Genomic DNA, 16,874 nt, shown 5'->3' on the forward strand with positions numbered 1-16,874 from the left:
CACTTAATGCACCCTTAGTGATGTTTACGACATGCCGCCTTTGAGAACGGATATCTTTTCGAAGTATTCGTCATCGCTCATCTCGCCCCGGGCGTACCGCTCGGCGAGGATCTGCTCCGCGGACGCGGTGGGCATGGTGGGCGCGGCGGCGTGGGCGTGGCGGGGTCCCCACCAGCCCTTGCGCCGGGCCGTGATGGCGAGCGCGACGACGGCGACCCAGAACAGGCCCCAGAAAACCGGGATGATCGGCCAGAAACCGCCGCCGCCGCCCCAGTGAGGGGCCCACTGTGCGATCGTGTTCATGTTCTCCTCCTTGACGTGTTACCTCAAGGATCCGCAAACCGGGAGCTCGCCGAATCGCCCGCGAGTCTCTACTTCAGCTCCACCCCGGGGAGTGCTCCAGGCGGGTCGCCTGTACACCCGCAGGGGTAGTTTCTAGGCCAGGCAGAACTCGTTGCCCTCGGGATCGGCCGGGACCACCCAGTCGTCGTACGTGGCCAGCAGCTTGGCGCCCAGCCCGATCAGCCGGTCGAGCTCGCCGTCGAGGTCGTCGGCGCGCAGGTCGAGGTGCAGGCGGTTCTTGACGACCTTGCGCTCGGGCACCCGCTGGAACCACAACCGCGGCGGCCCGCCCTCGACCAGCACCGTCGGATCGTCCTCGGGGTCGTCGACGCCCTCGCTGCGCAGCCGCGCGAGCTCGGCCGCGTCATAGGGCGCCACGGCATAGCCGTCGAGCGCCGCCGCCCAGAACCTGGCCAGCGAGGCCGGATGCCGGCAGTCCACCACCACGTCATGCAGCCTGGCCACCGGGCCGCCTCGCCTCGATGAGGAACCGGGAGGAATGAGCGACGAACGGCCCATCGGCCTCGATCAGCTCGTGCATCTCGCGCAGCCTGGCCCGATAACGCTCGACCGAGAACCCCGGCACGGTCCAGATCACCTTCCGCAGGAAGTAGATCACCGCCCCGACGTCGCCGAACTCCATCCGCAACCGCTCGAACCGCAGGTCGACGACCTCCAGCCCGGCGGATTCCGCCGCCGCCCTGGCCTTCTCGGGATCGCGGGCCGAGCCGTCCCGAGGTCCCATGAAGAACTCGGCCAGCTCGAAGACGCTCCTGGGCCCGACCTGCTGGGAGAAGTAGGCCCCGCCGGGCCGCAATACGCGGGCGATCTCATCCCACCACGTCTCCACGGGATGGCGGCTGGTCACCAGGTCGAAGACCCCGCTCCTGAACGGCAGGCGCGGCTCCTCGTCGTCGGCCACCACCCAGGCCCCGCGCGCCCGCAGCCGGGAGGTCGCCAGCTTGAGGTTGGGCGGCCACGACTCGGTCGCCACGGTCACCGGCGGCAGTTTCGGCACGCCCGCCAGGATCTCGCCGCCACCGGTCTGGATGTCGAGCGCGGCCCGGGCCCCGGCCATGCGCTCGCCGAGCAGCCTGGCGTAGCCCCACGAGGGCCGCTCCTCGGTGGCCCGGCCGTCCAGCCAGGAGAACTCCCAGCCGTCGACGGAGACGGTGTCCGCCTCCCGGACGAGATCGTCGTACGTGCGCCCCATCCTTCGACCTTGTCAGCGGCCCGGCTGGAGGTTCAACCAAATTTCGGTCATGCGATCCGGCTGCGTACGGCCGCGCGGTCGATGCCGAGCTGGTCGACGAGCTGCGCGACCGGATCGGGTCGGCCCTGCTGGAGCAGTGCGAGCACCAGGTGCCGCGGCGCTTCCGCCGACCTGGTCTTCATCGTCGTGCCCTTGATGGCCTGGTTGATGACCGCGCGAGCGCTGGAGGTCAGCGCCGTCCCCGGGACCGGGGGATGCTTGCGCGGCACCCGCGGCATGTCGCCGACCTCGAGGCCGAGCATGCGCAGCGCCGCCTTGTCGAGCTCTTCGAGCGCGGCCCGTGCGCCGGCCACGTCCACGCCCAGCGCCCGCGCTGCGCGTGGTTCGTGCAGGAGTCCGAGCAGCAGGTGCTCGGTGCCCATCCGCCGATCCCCGCGCTGCCTGGCCTCCTCGAACGCGGCCTTGATGACCACGTGGAACGGCGTCCTCTCCCTGCCGAACATCGCGAATCCTCACTTCCCGTATTTGGCGTGCACGGACTGCCGTGACATGCCGAGCGCGTCGCCGATCTGCTCCCAGGTCCAGCCCTGCTCCCTGGCCAGCGCCACGGAGATCGCCTCGACCTGCTCGGCCAGCCGGTGCAGCGCGCCCACCGCCCGCAGTCCCATGGCGGGGTCGCCGGACCTGATTCGCTCGGACAGCTCTGTTACGTCCACGGCTGTCAGGCTAGCTTGACAGACGCGGATCTGTCAATCTAGCCTGACGAACATGGAAGATGTGCTGATCGTAGGGGCCGGGCCCGTGGGGCTCATGCTCGCGTGCGAGCTGAGCCTGTCGGGAATCCGCCCGATCGTGCTGGAGAAGAGACCGGAGCCGAGCGAACTGCCCAGGGCCAACGGCCTCAGCGGGCAGATCGTCGACTTACTCGACCACCGCGGCCTGCTGGAGCGGTTCAGCGAGGGCAGCGCGTTCTCGGGCCGGGCGCCCGGGTTCCCGTTCGGCGGGGTGCCGCTGCGGTTCGCCGGGATCGACGACCTGCCGCTGCGGTTGCTGCTGATCCAGCAGCCGCGGCTGGAGCGGCTGCTGGCCGAGCGGGCGGCCGGGCTCGGGGTCGAGATCAGGCGGGGATACGAGGTTCTTTCGCTCTCCCAGGATGAGGAAGGAGTGACGCTCGACGTCGACGGCGCACTCGTACGGGCCCGCTACGTGGTGGGTTGCGACGGGGGCCGCAGCCTCGTCCGCGAACAGGCCGGGATCGCCTTCCCCGGCACCACCGACGACGAGGTGCTGTGGTTCGGCCACTTCAAGGCGGTGGGCGACGCGAGCCCGTTCGAGTCCCCGCAGCTGGACGGCCTGGAGCCGGGCTGGAACCGGACGCCACGCGGCCGCCTGCTGCTCACCTCACTCCAGCACGGCGTGCTCATCGCCGGCGTGCGGGAGAAGGGCGAGCTCCAGGACGGGCCCGTGACGCTGGACGACCTCCACGCGGCCGTGCGCCGCGTCCTGGGCCGGGACCTGTCGCTCGGTGAGCCGATCTGGCTGTCGAGCACGGTCGTGCAGGCCAGACTGGCCGAGCGGTACCGGGCCGGACGGGTGTTCCTGGCTGGGGACGCCGCGCACCTGTTCCCGGCGGGCGGCTCGGCGCTCAACGTCGGCATGACCGACGCGGTCAACCTCGGCTGGAAGCTGGCCGCCAGGCTCCGCGGCCGGGCGTCCGACGCGCTGCTGGACACGTACGAGTCCGAACGCCGGCCGGTCGGCGAGGTCACCCTCATGCAGTCCCGCGCGCAAGCGGCGATCGACCGCGCGGCGGGCGAGGACGGCGAGGCGCTGCGCGCGCTGCTCGCCGAGGTGTTCGCCTTCGAGCAGCCCGCACGCCACCTGGCCGGGCTGCTGCAGGACTCTGGCGTCCGGTACGGCTCCGCGTCGCATCCCCTGGTCGGCCGGTTCGTCCCCGACCTGGCGCTGGCGGACGGGCGCCGGGTGGCCGAGCTCATGCGCGCGGGCCGCCCCGTGCTGCTCGACCTGGGCGGCGGCGCCGAACCGGACGGAAACGGCTGGATCGACGTGGTCAAGGCGACCTGCGCCGCCCCACCCGCCGACGCCCTCCTCATCCGCCCCGACGGCTACGTGGCCTGGGCAGGCACGCCAGGCATGCCCGAAGCGGTCTCCGCCTGGTTCGGTTAGCCGGGCGCGTACATGGACTCGAGATCGAGGAGACGGACCTGTCCCTTGGCGGCGGCCGTCTCCAGCTCGGACGGGAAACCCGCCCTGGAGAAGATCGCCGGCAAAGCGTGTTCGGCATCCCAGCCGAGACCCGTGAGCAGATCGCGGATGTGCTCCAGCCGGCGGAGGTCGGCTATCGTACGGGCCTTGTTGGTGCACTTCGCCTCGCCCAGAAGGGTGATCCGCGCGCCCTTCGACCGGGCCAGCGCAGTTCGGCTGATGGCGATGATGTCCACCTCGTGACCACGGTGTTCGCGGCAGGCGACTTCGGTCGTGCCGACCTGGCCGATGTCGTCGAGCCCGGCCTCCGCGCCGTACCAGCGCACCCAGGTACGGGCGGCCTCTTCGAAGTGTGGCCCGAGGATCTTGTCGGAGAACGTCTTGCGCGAACGGTCCCACACCACGCGAGCCTGACGCATTTCCAGGGCGCTGACGTTCGGCTGGACGATCAGGTTGTGGAATCGGACGGCGGGGTCGGCGATGGTGATCGTGGGGCGGCGCTGCCGTAGGAGATCTTGTTCGGTGCGGATGAAGCCGCCGTCTCTCATGACGTTCAGGTGATAGGTGAGGGCCTTGGCATCCATGCCGACCAAGCCGCCGATCTGGGTGGGGGAAGTCGCGCCCATGGCGACCGCCCACCAGATCGCGTTGTAGATGGCACGGTCGCGGATGCGTGGGTCCTCCGCGAGGAGGTAGTCGGGTTCGGTGAACAGAATGTGCGAGGGGTTGAGGATGCTCCGTTCCAGCCAGTGGAACAACCCGTCCGCACCAGGTTCCGGCGCGTCGCCCACGACGTCGCGATAGCCGGGGGCACCGCCCAGCACCGAGTCGATGAGGAAGGCGGTCTGCGGTTCCGCGTCCCAGTAATTCGCCGCGTCGCGGAAGCGGAACTGCCCGATGCGCAGGTCGAGGACCGCGCGTCCGCGTAGCGCCTGATCCCCGGCGAGGAGGGTGGACATGACGGAGATCGCCGAGCCGCACAGGATGAGCTTGAAAGGCGGATGACCTTTACGCGGCCCGCGTTGGTCGTAGAGCGCCTGGATGGCCGAGGGCAACTCGGGGGAGTGATCCGCCAGATAGGGGAACTCGTCCAGGACCAGCAGCGGGGGATGAGCGCCCGGCCGACGTGACAGCGCGTCCACCGCGGTGTCGAGCGCGACCACCCAGTTGGGAAAGTTGCCGAGTTGGTAGCCCAGGGACTGTGACAGGGAATCGGAGAATCGCGCCAGTGCCATGGTTCTGCTCTGCCTGAGAGCCACGGTGTAAACCCCGTTCACCGCTTCACACAGGTGCTCCAGCAGGAAGGACTTGCCATGCCGACGTCTCCCACGAACGACGCCGATGCGCAGGCCAGGGGCGGGGTCGCCGGTGAACTGGACGAGGTCGTCCCACTCGTGAGCTCGGTCGAACACCCCATCGGGCTTGATGACGTCCACGTCAGACATGCTAGCCAAAATCCAGTTAGCCTAACTGGATTTTGGCTAAGCGTCAGAGCCAGCCCGGCTTGACCAACCCCGACTCGTACGCGATGACGACGAGTTGGGCGCGGTCCCGGGCGTGCAGTTTCATCATCGCCCGGCTCACATGGGTCTTGGCCGTGGCGGGGGACATGAACAGCTTGGCCGCGATCTCGTCGTTGGTCATCCCGGTCCCGACCAGGGCGAGCACCTCGCGTTCGCGTTCGGTGAGCTGGTCGAGGCCGTCGGCGGCGATCGGCTCCTTGGCGCGGGAGGCGTACTCGGCGATCAGACGGCGGGTCACGCTGGGCGACAGCAGCGCCTCGCCCGCCGCCACCACCCGCACCGCCTGGATCAGCTCGGCCGGCTCGGTGTCCTTGACCAGGAAGCCGCTGGCCCCGCCGCGCAGCGCCTCGAAGACGTATTCGTCCAGCTCGAACGTCGTCAGGATGATGATGTGCGGCCCCGGCGGCATCTGGCGGGTGGCGGTCAGGCCGTCGGTGCCCGGCATGCGGATGTCCATCAGCACCACGTCCGGCTGGTGCCGGCCCGCCAGCCGGACCGCCTCCGCGCCGTCGGACGCCTCGGCCACCACGGTCATGTCCGGCTGGGCGTCGAGCAGGGCCTTGAACCCCGCCCGGACCAGCGCCTGGTCGTCGGCCAGCAGCACCTTGATCATGAGGTCTCCTCGGGTAGTGGCAGCCGGGCCTCGACCTGGAAACCCGTGCCTGACGGCCCTGCGACGAGGGTGCCGCCCAGCGCGGAGGCCCGCTCGCGCATGCCGGGGATGCCGTTGCCGCTGCCCGCCTCGGACAGTACCGGAGCCGTGGTCGCGCCGGTGTCGCTCACCTGGATGACCAGCTCCTCCTCGCCGTACTCCAGGCGCACGCTCACAGCGGAGCCGGGTGCGTGGCGGGCGGCGTTGGTGAGCGACTCCTGCACGATCCGGTACGCGGCCCGCTCGACCTGGGGCGGCAGCGGCCGCGAGCCGACGTGTTTGAGCGACACCTTCAGCCCGGAGCGTTCGACGAGCTCGTCGAGGCGGTCGAGCCCGGCGGTGGGGGAGCGGGGGGCGCCCTCGCGAAGGACGTTCAGAACTGAGCGCATCTCACCGAGAACCTCCTTGGACGCCGTCTTGATGGTGGACAGAGCGGTTCTGGCCTGCTCGGGGTTGGCGTCGATGAGGTGCAGTGCGGTCGACGCCTGGACGTGGATGAGCGAGATGTTGTGCGCGAGCACGTCGTGCAACTCCTGCGCCATGGTCAGGCGCTCCTCGCTGGCCTGCCGCCTGCCCTCCTCCTCGGCGATGCGCTCGCGCTCGGCCCTGCGCTCCTTGACGATCCTGACCAGCTCGGCCACGACCATGAACAGCGTGATGAAGGTGATGATCCACACGCCGTGGAAGAGGTCGCTGTTGCCGACCAGCCAGGCGTAGATGAGGAAGGACGCGAGCGTCGCCCCGGCCATGATCCAGGCGATCAGCCTCTTGCCGCGCGTGACCAGCAGGAACAGCACGGCTCCCAGGCTGATGAAGCTCGGGCCGTAGGCGTACCCACGGAGTAGGAAGAGGTCGGACGCGGCGAGCGCGGCGATGGCCGTGAGCAGCGGGAAGCGGCGGTGCAGCAGGATCGCCAGCGGCCCGACCAGCAGCAACGCGTAGGCATAGGGGTCGAGCGGCTCCCTGAAGGTCTGCTGCCCCCAGGAGGCGCCCTTGCCGATCACCATCTGGGCGGCGGCCACTATCAGGGCGAGATAGGGGTCGAATCCGTACTTCCTGCGCACGCCTCTACGCTAGATCAGCCCTACTGACCAGCGCATCATCCGAGCGTGTGAGGGGGCCCTACCGCGGCTGGGGTAGGTGGGTCATTGTGGAGACCATGCGCCGAGTGATCGTTCCCGCAGCAGCAGTCCTCCTCTCGCTCGTGTCGGCACCTCCCGCACTGGCGGAGCCGCAACAGAAAGTACCGGTCGCCGAGGGGTACGGCGGCGCCGTCGCCACCGTCGACCTCGACGCCAGCAAGGCCGCCATCGCCGTGCTCAGGAAGGGCGGCAACGCCGTGGACGCCGCCGTCGCCGCGGGCGCGGTGCTCGGCGTCACGGAGCCGTACTCGTCGGGCCTGACCGGCGGCGGCTTCATGGTCTACTACGACGCCAAGCAGCGTAAGGTCTTCACGATCGACGGCCGCGAGGCCGCTCCGAAGGCCATGGGCCCGACCACGTTCGAGGGCATCCCGTTCGACGAGGGCGTCACCAGCGGCCTGTCGGCCGGAGTGCCCGGCACTACTGCCAACTGGGACCTAGCACTTCGCAAATTCGGCACGATCTCGCTCAAACAGGCACTCCAGCCCGCGATCGAGGTGGCCTCCAAGGGCTTCGTCGTGGACCAGACCTTCTTCGACCAGACCGCCGCCAACGCCGCCCGCTTCAAGGACTTCACCTCCACGGCCAAGCTCTACCTCCCGAACGGCGCGCCGCCGCCCGTCGGCTCGACCTTCAAGAACCCCGAGCTCGCCGCCACCTACCGCGAGCTGGGCAAACGCGGTCCAGACTGGTTGTACGGCGGGCAGCTCGGCAAGGAGATCGTGGCCACCGTCAAGCAGCCGCCGGTCACCCCGGGCAGCACCCGCAACGTCCGGCCCGGCCTGATGGAGCTGTCCGACCTGCGCGCCTACCGCGCCCTCCTCCGAGAGCCCACCAAGGTCACCTACAACGGCCTGGACGTGTACGGCATGGCGCCCCCGTCCTCCGGCGGATCGACGGTCGGGGAAGCGCTCAACATCCTCGAAGCCCTGCCCGACGTGGGCCTGCACGAATACCTGGAGGCGTCCAGGCTGGCCTTCGCCGACCGCGGCGCGTACGTCGGCGACATCCCCGGCGTGCCGCTGAAGGAGTTGCTGTCCGACGGTTTCGCCAAGGAGCGGGCCTGCCAGATCGGCGACAGGGCGATGGCCCACCCGGCCGCGCCCGGCAGCCCGGACGGCACGTACGGGCCCTGCGCCCAGCCCACGGGCAGCGCCACCCCGATCGCGGACGAAGGCCCCGAGACCACCCATCTGGTCGTCGCCGACCGCTGGGGCAACGTGATCGCCTACAACCTGACCATCGAGTCCACCGGCGGCAACGGCATCGTGGTGCCCGGCCGCGGCGTGCTGCTCAACAACGAGCTGACCGACTTCACGTTCGGCCCGGCGCCCGGCGACCCGAACCTGCCAGGGCCTGCGAAGCGGCCGCGCTCGTCGATGGCGCCGACGTTGGTGTTCGACCACGGCAAGCCGGTGCTGGCGGCCGGCTCGCCCGGCGGCTCGACCATCATCACGACCGTGCTGCAGATCCTGGTCAACCGGTACGAGTTCGGCATGAGCCTGCCGGACGCGCTCGCCGCGCCGCGCGCCACCCAGCGCAACACCGCGCAAACGCAGGCCGAGCCGGCGTTCCTGGCCAAGTATCAGGCCGAACTCGAAGCCCGCGGGCACAGCTTCGCGCCGAACCCGGAGATCGGGGCCGCCACGGCGCTCGAGTTCCTCGGGCGGGGCCGCGTACAGTCCGTGGCCGAGCCGGTCCGTCGCGGCGGCGGCAGCGCCTTGGTGGTGACGCCTAGTAGATGAGCTCGTACGCGCCGGGTTTCACCTTTCTGGTACGCGCCCAGTACTCGAAGGTGAAGCCCGGCCAGATCGTCCGGTTCACTCCGTGCTCGTCCAGATACCAGGACTTGCAGCCGCCGGCGTTCCACACCAGGGGGTCGAGCCGCTCGTGCAGCCGCCGGTTGAACGCCCGCTGTGCCCCCGGCCGGACGTCGATGGCCCTGGCCTGGGTCCTGGAGAGCAGGCGAAGGCAGTCCATGACGTAGCGGACCTGCGATTCGATCATGAACACGACCGAGTTGTGCCCGAGGCCCGTGTTGGGGCCGAGCAGGAAGAACAGGTTCGGGAAGCCCGCGGTGGTGATCCCGTAGTAGGCTTCTATGCCGTCCTGCCAGGCGTCCTGGATCTTCAGGCCGCCCCTGCCGACGATGCGCTGGTCGGCGAGCGCGTCCACCACCTTGAAGCCGGTGCCGTAGACGATCACGTCGACCTCGTGCTCGACGCCGGCGGCGTCCACGATCGAGTGCTCTCTGATCTCGGCGATGCCGTCGGTGACCAGCGAGACATTTTCCCTGGTCAGAGCCGGGTAGTAGTCGCTGGAGATGAGCAGGCGCTTGCAGCCGATCACGTAGTCCGGGGTGAGCTCGCGGCGCAGGGCCGGGTCGGGGACCTGGGCTTCGAGGTGCCGGAGCGCCAGCAGCTCGTGGACCTTCATCAGGCGCGGGTCCACGACGAAGCCGAGCGCTCTCGACTCCAGGGCCCAGTAGATGCCGCCGCGCATGGTCCTGGCCATCCCCGGCAGGCGCAGGATCTTGCGCATGCCTGCGGAGAAGGCGAAGTCCGGTTTGGGGTGGATCCACGGAGGTGTGCGCTGGAAAACGGTCAGCTCGCTGACGATGGGGGCGAGCTGGGGGACGAACTGGACGGCGGAGGCGCCGGTGCCGATGACGGCGACGCGCTTGCCGGTCAGGTCGACCGAGTGGTCCCATTCGGCGGAGTGGAAGGCGGGGCCGCGGAAGGCCTCGCGTCCCGAAATTTCGGGAAATTTCGGGATATGGAGGGCGCCGATGGCCGAGACGACCGCATTCGTGCGTATCGTCGCCCCGTCGTCCGTGGTGACCGACCAGTCCCGCTTGGCGTCGTCGTACTCGAGGGCGACGACCTGCTTGCCGTACCGGATGTGGGGGGTGATGCCGTATTTGTCGGCGCACGAGCGCATGTAGTCCCAGATCTCCTCTTGCGGGGAGAACATCCGGGACCAGTCGGGGTTCAGCTCGTAGGAGTACGAGTACATGTGCGACGGCACGTCGCAGGCGCAGCCGGGATAGGTGTTGTCGCGCCAGGTACCGCCCAGTTCGCCGGCCTTCTCCAGGATGACGAAGTCGTGGTATCCGGCTTCCTTGAGCTTGATGGCCATGCCGATCCCGGCGAAACCGGAGCCGATGATCACTAAACTCACTGGACCTCCCGGCGCTTATTGGATCTCATGTCCAATGTAATGAGCGCTTCCCGGGCGGGTCCAGAGTGAGACATGTCACATCCGGCAACGACGAGAACCCGCCACGGCCTCCGCGGCGGGGTCGTCCTCTCTGGCGGCTACTGGAGGAGGAGGAAGGCGGCGACGCCGATGATCGCGATCACGACGACGACCGCGATGATGGGCACGAGAGGCGACTTCTTGGGCTTGGCAGCGGCTTCCTGCTCGCGAGCGTTCGCGAATGCGCGGAACTGCTGGGTGTTGCCCGCCGGGTCGATATGCTGGTCAGACATGGCCAGCAGCCTAGCGTGAGCGCTTGCGCCTTTTGCGGCGTTTGGCGGGATCTGCAGGGATGGGCTGATTAGGGGACCGCCCCACCTGGCGGATAGCTTTGAAGCATGCTCAGGACCCTGCTCTCCCCTCGCGTCATGGGGTTGCACTTGTTGACGCTCGGGGTCCTGGTCGCGTTCATCCTGCTGGGGCGCTGGCAGCTCGGCGTCTTCCAAGATTCGGGAAAGCCGCGCGCCTCCACGGATCCCGGGCCTGTCGCGGTCGCCACGCTCGCCCAGACCGGGTCACAACTGACCGGCGAGTCGGTGGGCCGCAGGGTCACGGCGGAGGGCGTCTACGACGCCGGTCGCCAGCTCCTGGTCGCCGACCGGCGCGCCGACGTCGACGCGCCAGGCGGCAACGTCTCGCGGGACGACGGCTACTGGGTGCTAACCCCGCTCAGACTCAACGACGGCACGCTGGTGCCGGTGGTGCGGGGCTGGACGGCCAGGGCCGACGACCCCGCGGTGGCGGCCGTGCCGCAGGGCAGGGTCACGGTGGCCGGGCGGCTGCGGCCGCAGCAGGGCACCGACAGCGTGCAGCGGCGCGCCGAGGGCCTGCCCACCGGCCAGGTGCAGACGGTGTCCACGGGCGAGCTGGTCAACCTGTGGAGCGGGCAGAAGGTGCGCACCGGCTATGTCGTGGCACAACCGCCGTCCGGCTCGCTGACCCAGGTCGCGGTCGATCCGCCGGCCGTGGGTGGCACGCTGACCTGGCGTAACCTGGCTTATGCCGCGAACTGGTGGATTTTTGCGGGGTTCGCGGTTTTCATGTGGTTCCACTTCGTACGCGATGCCGTACGGACTGATCGGGACCGTGGCAAGTCCCCTGAGATGGTTCTGGAAGGTTAATCGGTGGAATCGGCTCTGAAGCCCTTCCGGGTGCTCGCGTACGTGGTGGGCGTCATGCTGCTCGTGCTCTGCACCGCCATGGTGCTGCGTTACGGCTTCGGCAACCCGGCGATGTCGAAGGTCGTCGCTCCCATTCACGGCGGGCTCTACATGATCTATCTGATCGCCGTCATGAACCTGGGCATGAAGGCACGCTGGAACTGGCCGTACATGCTCGGCGTCATGCTCGGGGGCACGGTGCCGTTCCTGTCGTTCTACGTCGAGCGCAGGGTGACCCAGCGCGTGCACACCGCGCTGGCCGCGGCGGAGGCCTGAATTCCGGCCCCCGCCGCCGGGGCTCAGCTGCCGATGCCGCGTCTGCGGGCTCTCTTGAGCCGCTCGCGCTGCGACGGGTCGAGCATCAGGTAACCGACCACCGGGGCGGCGACCACGCCGAGGATTACCAGCAGGGTGATCCATCCGGCCCCGAAGAAGATCAGCGAGAGCAAAACCGCGGCGCCTGCGCCAATGGCGTACTTCTGGACTGGCGACATCCTCAACTTCCTCCGAACGCGGAGCGCACGCCCCGCCTCTCCCACATTCTGCGTCCCCTGTCCAACGAGTGGAGCCACGCTAGGGTTCCGTTCGCGATGTATCGCAATCGTTGCCCGATCACCGACAGGACGCAGCCCTGTCGTGCGAGCCGAGAAGGCAGCAGGATCAGGGACGCCATCAGCACATCCGAGGGCGCTGTGTTCGGTGGCGCAGGACAGGCCCGCGGCTTGCGGGTCGGGGCCTGTCTCATTCCCACGTCACCGCCACCGGCCCGCGCGGTCACGACGGCGGCCCCCGCCACATACGGTCTGCGGCGGGGGCCGGTCCCCTGGCGTCGGCGGCAGGGCCGTTATCCAGAAACGGCATCACCAGGGACAGGTACGACCAGCCCGGTTGACCCTGCGGGGAAGGTGGACGGCTGGCCGCATGCGGTCTGTGGGACGTGAGGGGGCGGCAGCGCAATCAGAACGACTGTGCGTCTCCAGCAACCTCATACGAGGCTCTCAGCGGACTGCCATGTGCCGCGACTGAGCCCGATCTCGACAGGGGGCAACTTGTCGAAATGGCCCTTGCTCACCGCGTAGGTGAAGAGCTGCCAGTTGACCAGTGTCGTGATGATCGGCTTCGGGTGCGGCTCAATGGTGAAGATCACGAGGTTGCCGTAGGTGGCGGGCTGGTAGTCGTTGTCCTTCACCCTGTCGAGAAACCTTGCCCACACCAGGCCGGACACCTCGGTGACCTGGTCGGGGTTGGCCAGTTCGCACACGTGCACGTTCTCGCTGCGGGCGAGCCGGCGGGCGGCGACGGCGTTACCTGGATCAAGGGTGTTGATCCACGGGCCGGTCTCACGAACCTCTGACGTTGTGGTGTGAACCATGAGCGTGCCTCCCTTGCCGGGCTGCGGTCGTGTGTTCTGTCCTGCGGGCATGTCTCGACGGTAGGAGCCACTGATCCGCCGCATCAAGGGTGTTGCACAGTGTTGCAAAACTATTCGGCCGCGTCCTCCAAGAGTGCAAGGGCATTAGTGATCAATGTGCGCGCTGCACGCCCATAGATAGCAGACTTCTCAAGTTGCTCAAATGCCTTCGCGTATACGGCGATCTCTTTCGGCTGAGTGAGCTTGACTTCCGCTGAGAAGGTTTCGATCAATACTTCTCGAGTGTCGAGAATCCAGAACCCGTGCAGCGGCAAATAGCCGTGATCGGCCCGAGTCGGGATTATTCCCATATGTACACGGGGCAGCACCGACATCCCCAACAGCCGATCCAACTGACCCGCCAGGACATCGGGTTCCACCACTCCGAGTAGTAGCACCTGCTCCGAGAAGATCAGATGAAACCTGCGATCGCCGCGATAGAGGATCTGTTGCCGCTCCATGCGCGCTGCTACGCCCGCTTCCACGTCGTCGGGGATGTCGTGGAAGTCCGTCCACTGCCGCAACATGGCTTCGGCGTACGCGGCGGTCTGGAGCAGTCCAGGGACCATGCAAGACTCGAAGCTACGGAAAAGATGCGTTTCTGCTTCGAAGCGCACGCTTTCCTTCTGGCGCTGCCTGGTTCCCGATCGAAGTTGCCGGCGCCACTCGACGAACATGGTGTCGATCGAACGTACTGTGGCGATCAGCTCGGCGACCTGATCTGCCGCGTTACAAAATCGGCACCAGGCGCGAACATCTTCTTCAGACGCCTTCAAGACGCCATGCTCAAGCTTGGATACCTTGGTGTAGTGCCACCCGGCCAGGGCCGCTAGAGCCCTGCCCGTCAGGCCGGAGTCAGTCCGAATTTCTCGCAGTCGTAGGCCGAATGCTTCGCGAGCCTGGCGGGCAGGAGTAGACACAGGTAGAGCTTATTCGGTCGTGTAGAACTCGTATGGAGTGGCTCGTGACCAGGTAAGATCCCGGACCCTTCGGTACTGATCGACCAACGCCGGGTCGCCCTCCACGGCGAACCCACCAGAGCGGCCGTCCGGCTTGAACAGGCTGAGTACCAGTCGGTCATCGTCGAACAGCCAGCAGTCCTCTGCGGGGAGTGGGATGTCGGCCACTGCTTGCCGCGTGAGGTATCGGATTTCTTCGCCTGCTTCGATATTGCGCGGGCTGAGGCTTGCTTCCCATCGAATGTAATCTGTGTGTGGCTCCGTAACTATGCGAAGCCGTTCGATCTTGACGCCTTCCCGCGTCATTTCGCGTATGTGGTCCAGCCACTCCTGAAACCACTTGAAGTCGTCGTGCTCTCCCTTCAGCCATTTCGCGAAAGGGAGGTCTTCCGCTTCGACCCGGTAGACATCTCTCATTTCTAGATGCCAGGCGCGGTGGCTCGACGCGAACATGGTCTTGAACTGTTCGTAACTGATCGGCTCCATCAGTTTCCTTCGACCAGAGCCAGCACGTGCGCCTTGGTAATCTCCAGGCAGGTCTCGTGATCGGGGATACGCATTTGAGAGAGCGCTTCGGCGTCGTGTACTCGCGTTCCCTGAACTATGTAGTTGCCGTTCTCCGTGGCGTGGACGATCGGCGGTGCCTGACCGGCCAATCTTCCCTTGACGCCGTCTTGTTCGAGGTACTTGAAAAGGCGGGCGGGTACTTCTACGCAGGTCTCTTCATCGGTCATGCTGAGTGTCGCGAGAATCTCGGGATCGGTGACGATCCAGCCCTGCACGACGTAGCTGTCGCGGTCGGTGGAGTAGAGCGTGGGACTCTGGCCGCCGCCTGAGGTCGTTCCGAGGAATCTTAGGTTCATCCTTCGGCCTCCTGTGTGCTGGTTGCCTACTGTTGCACTACGCCACGATCCTCAGCCGCTTCCGCTGCAACGTCAACTCTCCGCGTAGGAAGGCCCTGGTGCACCTGGCAGGCGTGCGGACGATGTGTTGACCGATCACCGCGTACGGTCAGACGCGTTCGCTGGTGATCGTGAGGAGTTCGCGGCGGAGTTCGTCCGGGGTGGGACGTTCCAAGGGGTTGCCGGACAGGAGGCGGAACAGGACGGGGGCCAGGGCGCCTGCTCTCGTCAGTGATGCCCCCGGGGCCGGGGGTGAGCCCTCGATGGCGGTGAAGAGGGTGGCGCCCAGGGACCATAGGTCGGCGGTCAGGGTGTGGGCGGCTTCCGGGGCCGTGTAGGCCGGGAGCGTTCCCGTTCTGAGGAGCGGGATCAGCGTTGCCTGGCCGGCTGGGGAGATCAGGATGTTGCCCGGTTGCACGCCGCCGTGGAACTCGCCCCCGGCCTGGAGGCGGTCGAGTACGGCCAGGCCGAGCGCGGCCACGTCGGCGGGTGGCAGCGGGCCTGATGCTTCGATGACCGTGTCGAGTGGCCGGTCCACGGCCAGTCGTTCGAGGGTCTCGTGTACCACTTCGAGCGGCGGTGGGCCGGAAGGGTGCAGCATCGCTCTGACCAGCGATCTGAGTGGGTCGGGGCCCTCGGCGGGGACCTGGCCGGGTGGGCGGCCCTCGATGGCGAAGTGCAGTGTGGCGGCCAATGACCAGAGGTCGGCGGAGGGCAACATGCTGAGGCTCGGGAAGCCGAACCCCGTGAGCACGGCCCGGCCCGTCGGGGTGAGCAGGACGTTGCCCGGATCGACCCGCCCGTGCACGATTCCCGCCTCGTGCGCGGCCGTCAGCGCGGACAGGAGGCAGACGCCCACCCTGGCCGCCTGCGCGACGGGGAGCGGGTGGCGCGAGCGTACGGTCTGCTCCAGCGACGCCCCCGAGACGAACTCCATGACCAGCCACGGCGTCCCGTCCTCGACCACCACGTCGAGCACCCGCACGATCAGGGGATGCCGCAGCCTGCCGGCCCTGCGCGCCTCGTCCAGCGCGGCGTCGCGCAACTCGGCGGGGACCCGCAACTGCCTGACCGCGACGTCACGGTGCCCCGCCTCGTCGAAGGCCAGGCGTACGGATCCCGCGCCCAGGGGGTTCAGCAGCCGGTAGCGCCCGGCGAGTTTCCCGGTCTCACCCATGTCGAGGGGCACGATAGCGTCCGTCCGCACGCAAGGCCATCACGCCGGGTCGCCGACCAGCCAGGCCTCGTGGGCGTCGTGCAGTTTGCGCCACAACTTGTCCTTCTCCTCGGCGCTCACGTCGTCCAGCGGCAGCAGGAACACGTCCGCCAGCGCCGCGTAGTAGTCCCGCGCGGTGTCCAGGGTGACCGAGCGGGCGCCGTTCCCGATGCGGGAGAGTACGAGCCCCCGCAGGACGTCCACACCGGTCGCGTCGCGCCGCTGGACCGTGGCCGTGCGGACGAACCCGGACGTCGGTGCCGTCGTCAAATGCTCGTGCATATTGATAAATGCGGACATGTTGGTGGGGGTCAGGCCGAAGTCCATGCCCTTGAACGAACCACTCGGATCGTGGTCGAATCGCCAGCCGCCCGGCGCGATCTCCGACGGGCGCAGGACGTACTGGAAAGGTCCTTGCTGGTACGTGCCCGCGACCAGCGGGAGCGGCTCGTGCAGGGCGTCGCCGAGTCCGAGGTCGACCAGCCACTCGCCCCCAGGGTTGGACTCAGAGGGAAGGCCGCGGGCGGTGAGGACCAGGTGGTTGGCGGTGATGCCGGGTTCGCCGCCTCTGTTCTGGACGCCGCCGACGTGCCTGGTCACGTCGTAGCCGAGTGCCCTGACCAGCTCGGAGAACGCGCCGTTGAGGTGGTAGCAGTAGCCGCCGCGGCCCCGGATGATGCGCTCGGCCGACTCGACGGGATCGACGGTGGTCGGGCGGCCCAGCCAGATCTCCAGCGCCTCGTACGAGACCTTCTCGACGTGGGCGACGTGGAGCGCCCGCAGGCTCTCCGCGCTGGTGGGGGCGTTGAGCAGGTGGGGGAGGCCGAGGCGGCGGAGGTATCCGGCTGTGTTCACCCGCCAAGTCTGCAC

General features: G+C 68.0%; 21 protein-coding genes. 4 read left to right on the forward strand and 17 right to left on the reverse strand.

Going from position 1 to position 16,874, the window contains the following annotated elements; genetic code table 11:
* Nucleotides 1-24: 24 nt before the first annotated feature.
* The 5 genes from ACFLIM_RS10835 to ACFLIM_RS10855 form a co-directional block, all read right to left on the reverse strand.
* On the reverse strand, nt 25-303 hold the full coding sequence (locus ACFLIM_RS10835) for an SHOCT domain-containing protein (protein WP_393164346.1): 279 nt from the start codon (nt 301-303) through the stop codon (nt 25-27).
* Between the two features lie 132 nt (nt 304-435).
* Nucleotides 436-807 (reverse strand): VOC family protein, encoded by a 372-nt coding sequence (locus tag ACFLIM_RS10840; RefSeq protein ID WP_393164347.1) that lies wholly within the window; start codon nt 805-807, stop codon nt 436-438.
* The gene (locus ACFLIM_RS10845; RefSeq protein WP_393164348.1) at nt 791-1,555 is read right to left on the reverse strand and encodes a class I SAM-dependent methyltransferase; all 765 of its coding nucleotides are present in this window, start codon (nt 1,553-1,555) and stop codon (nt 791-793) included. The genes ACFLIM_RS10840 and ACFLIM_RS10845 overlap by 17 nt, the downstream gene beginning before the upstream one ends.
* A 47-nt stretch (nt 1,556-1,602) precedes the next feature.
* Nucleotides 1,603-2,058, reverse strand: a complete 456-nt coding sequence (locus ACFLIM_RS10850; protein WP_393164349.1) for a Clp protease N-terminal domain-containing protein — start codon at nt 2,056-2,058, stop codon at nt 1,603-1,605.
* Nucleotides 2,059-2,067: 9 nt separating this feature from the next.
* On the reverse strand, nt 2,068-2,271 hold the full coding sequence (locus ACFLIM_RS10855) for a hypothetical protein (protein ID WP_393164351.1): 204 nt from the start codon (nt 2,269-2,271) through the stop codon (nt 2,068-2,070).
* A 52-nt stretch (nt 2,272-2,323) separates the two neighbouring features.
* Between ACFLIM_RS10855 and ACFLIM_RS10860 the strand changes: the two genes are divergently transcribed.
* Nucleotides 2,324-3,742 carry an FAD-dependent monooxygenase gene (locus ACFLIM_RS10860; protein WP_393164353.1) on the forward strand — a complete coding sequence of 473 codons (1,419 nt, stop codon included), beginning with the start codon at nt 2,324-2,326 and terminating at the stop codon, nt 3,740-3,742.
* Here the strand turns inward: ACFLIM_RS10860 and ACFLIM_RS10865 are convergent.
* From ACFLIM_RS10865 to ACFLIM_RS10875, 3 genes are read right to left on the reverse strand one after another with little or no spacing between them, the layout of a single operon-like run.
* On the reverse strand, nt 3,739-5,217 hold the full coding sequence (locus ACFLIM_RS10865; protein WP_393164354.1) for an ATP-binding protein: 1,479 nt from the start codon (nt 5,215-5,217) through the stop codon (nt 3,739-3,741). The genes ACFLIM_RS10860 and ACFLIM_RS10865 overlap by 4 nt on opposite strands.
* A gap of 52 nt (nt 5,218-5,269) precedes the next feature.
* The gene (locus tag ACFLIM_RS10870; RefSeq protein WP_393164356.1) at nt 5,270-5,917 is read right to left on the reverse strand and encodes a response regulator transcription factor; all 648 of its coding nucleotides are present in this window, start codon (nt 5,915-5,917) and stop codon (nt 5,270-5,272) included.
* Nucleotides 5,914-7,020, reverse strand: coding sequence for a sensor histidine kinase (locus ACFLIM_RS10875; protein WP_393164358.1), 1,107 nt, complete (start codon nt 7,018-7,020; stop codon nt 5,914-5,916). The genes ACFLIM_RS10870 and ACFLIM_RS10875 overlap by 4 nt, the downstream gene beginning before the upstream one ends.
* Nucleotides 7,021-7,115: 95 nt before the next feature.
* On the opposite strand from ACFLIM_RS10875, the gene ACFLIM_RS10880 reads away from it, so the two are divergent.
* Nucleotides 7,116-8,843: a gamma-glutamyltransferase family protein gene (locus ACFLIM_RS10880; RefSeq protein ID WP_393164359.1), complete on the forward strand. Its 1,728-nt coding sequence runs from the start codon at nt 7,116-7,118 to the stop codon at nt 8,841-8,843.
* On the opposite strand, the gene ACFLIM_RS10885 is transcribed toward ACFLIM_RS10880, so the two are convergent.
* Both ACFLIM_RS10885 and ACFLIM_RS10890 read right to left on the reverse strand, forming a co-directional pair.
* Nucleotides 8,833-10,278 (reverse strand): flavin-containing monooxygenase, encoded by a 1,446-nt coding sequence (locus ACFLIM_RS10885; RefSeq protein WP_393164361.1) that lies wholly within the window; start codon nt 10,276-10,278, stop codon nt 8,833-8,835. The genes ACFLIM_RS10880 and ACFLIM_RS10885 overlap by 11 nt on opposite strands.
* A gap of 137 nt (nt 10,279-10,415) precedes the next feature.
* Nucleotides 10,416-10,589, reverse strand: coding sequence for a hypothetical protein (locus ACFLIM_RS10890; protein ID WP_393164363.1), 174 nt, complete (start codon nt 10,587-10,589; stop codon nt 10,416-10,418).
* 105 nt (nt 10,590-10,694) lie between these two features.
* Here ACFLIM_RS10890 and ACFLIM_RS10895 point away from each other — a divergent pair, with 105 nt between their 5' ends.
* Entirely contained in the window at nt 10,695-11,477 is a 783-nt protein-coding gene (locus ACFLIM_RS10895) for an SURF1 family protein (protein ID WP_393164364.1), read from the forward strand.
* A gap of 3 nt (nt 11,478-11,480) precedes the next feature.
* Nucleotides 11,481-11,792: a DUF3817 domain-containing protein gene (locus ACFLIM_RS10900; protein ID WP_393164365.1), complete on the forward strand. Its 312-nt coding sequence runs from the start codon at nt 11,481-11,483 to the stop codon at nt 11,790-11,792.
* A 23-nt stretch (nt 11,793-11,815) separates the two neighbouring features.
* Here the strand turns inward: ACFLIM_RS10900 and ACFLIM_RS10905 are convergent, their stop codons facing one another.
* The 7 genes from ACFLIM_RS10905 to ACFLIM_RS10935 all read right to left on the reverse strand — a co-directional run bounded on the left by ACFLIM_RS10905 (nt 11,816) and on the right by ACFLIM_RS10935 (nt 16,859).
* Nucleotides 11,816-12,010 (reverse strand): hypothetical protein, encoded by a 195-nt coding sequence (locus ACFLIM_RS10905; RefSeq protein WP_393164366.1) that lies wholly within the window; start codon nt 12,008-12,010, stop codon nt 11,816-11,818.
* Nucleotides 12,011-12,501: 491 nt separating this feature from the next.
* Nucleotides 12,502-12,888 (reverse strand): hypothetical protein, encoded by a 387-nt coding sequence (locus ACFLIM_RS10910; RefSeq protein ID WP_393164367.1) that lies wholly within the window; start codon nt 12,886-12,888, stop codon nt 12,502-12,504.
* A 110-nt stretch (nt 12,889-12,998) separates the two neighbouring features.
* Nucleotides 12,999-13,847 carry a helix-turn-helix domain-containing protein gene (locus ACFLIM_RS10915; protein WP_393164368.1) on the reverse strand — a complete coding sequence of 283 codons (849 nt, stop codon included), beginning with the start codon at nt 13,845-13,847 and terminating at the stop codon, nt 12,999-13,001.
* Between the two features lie 9 nt (nt 13,848-13,856).
* Nucleotides 13,857-14,372, reverse strand: coding sequence for a DUF6879 family protein (locus ACFLIM_RS10920; protein WP_393164369.1), 516 nt, complete (start codon nt 14,370-14,372; stop codon nt 13,857-13,859).
* Nucleotides 14,372-14,749: a hypothetical protein gene (locus tag ACFLIM_RS10925; protein ID WP_393164370.1), complete on the reverse strand. Its 378-nt coding sequence runs from the start codon at nt 14,747-14,749 to the stop codon at nt 14,372-14,374. The genes ACFLIM_RS10920 and ACFLIM_RS10925 overlap by 1 nt, the downstream gene beginning before the upstream one ends.
* Nucleotides 14,750-14,897: 148 nt before the next feature.
* On the reverse strand, nt 14,898-15,995 hold the full coding sequence (locus ACFLIM_RS10930; protein WP_393164371.1) for a protein kinase domain-containing protein: 1,098 nt from the start codon (nt 15,993-15,995) through the stop codon (nt 14,898-14,900).
* Between the two features lie 9 nt (nt 15,996-16,004).
* Complete coding sequence (locus tag ACFLIM_RS10935) at nt 16,005-16,859, reverse strand: arylamine N-acetyltransferase family protein (RefSeq protein WP_393164372.1); 855 nt, start codon at nt 16,857-16,859, stop codon at nt 16,005-16,007.
* Between the last annotated feature and the right edge of the window lie 15 nt (nt 16,860-16,874).

The sequence above is a fragment of the Nonomuraea marmarensis genome (assembly GCF_043197025.1).
In the GTDB taxonomy this organism is placed as follows: domain Bacteria; phylum Actinomycetota; class Actinomycetes; order Streptosporangiales; family Streptosporangiaceae; genus Nonomuraea; species Nonomuraea marmarensis.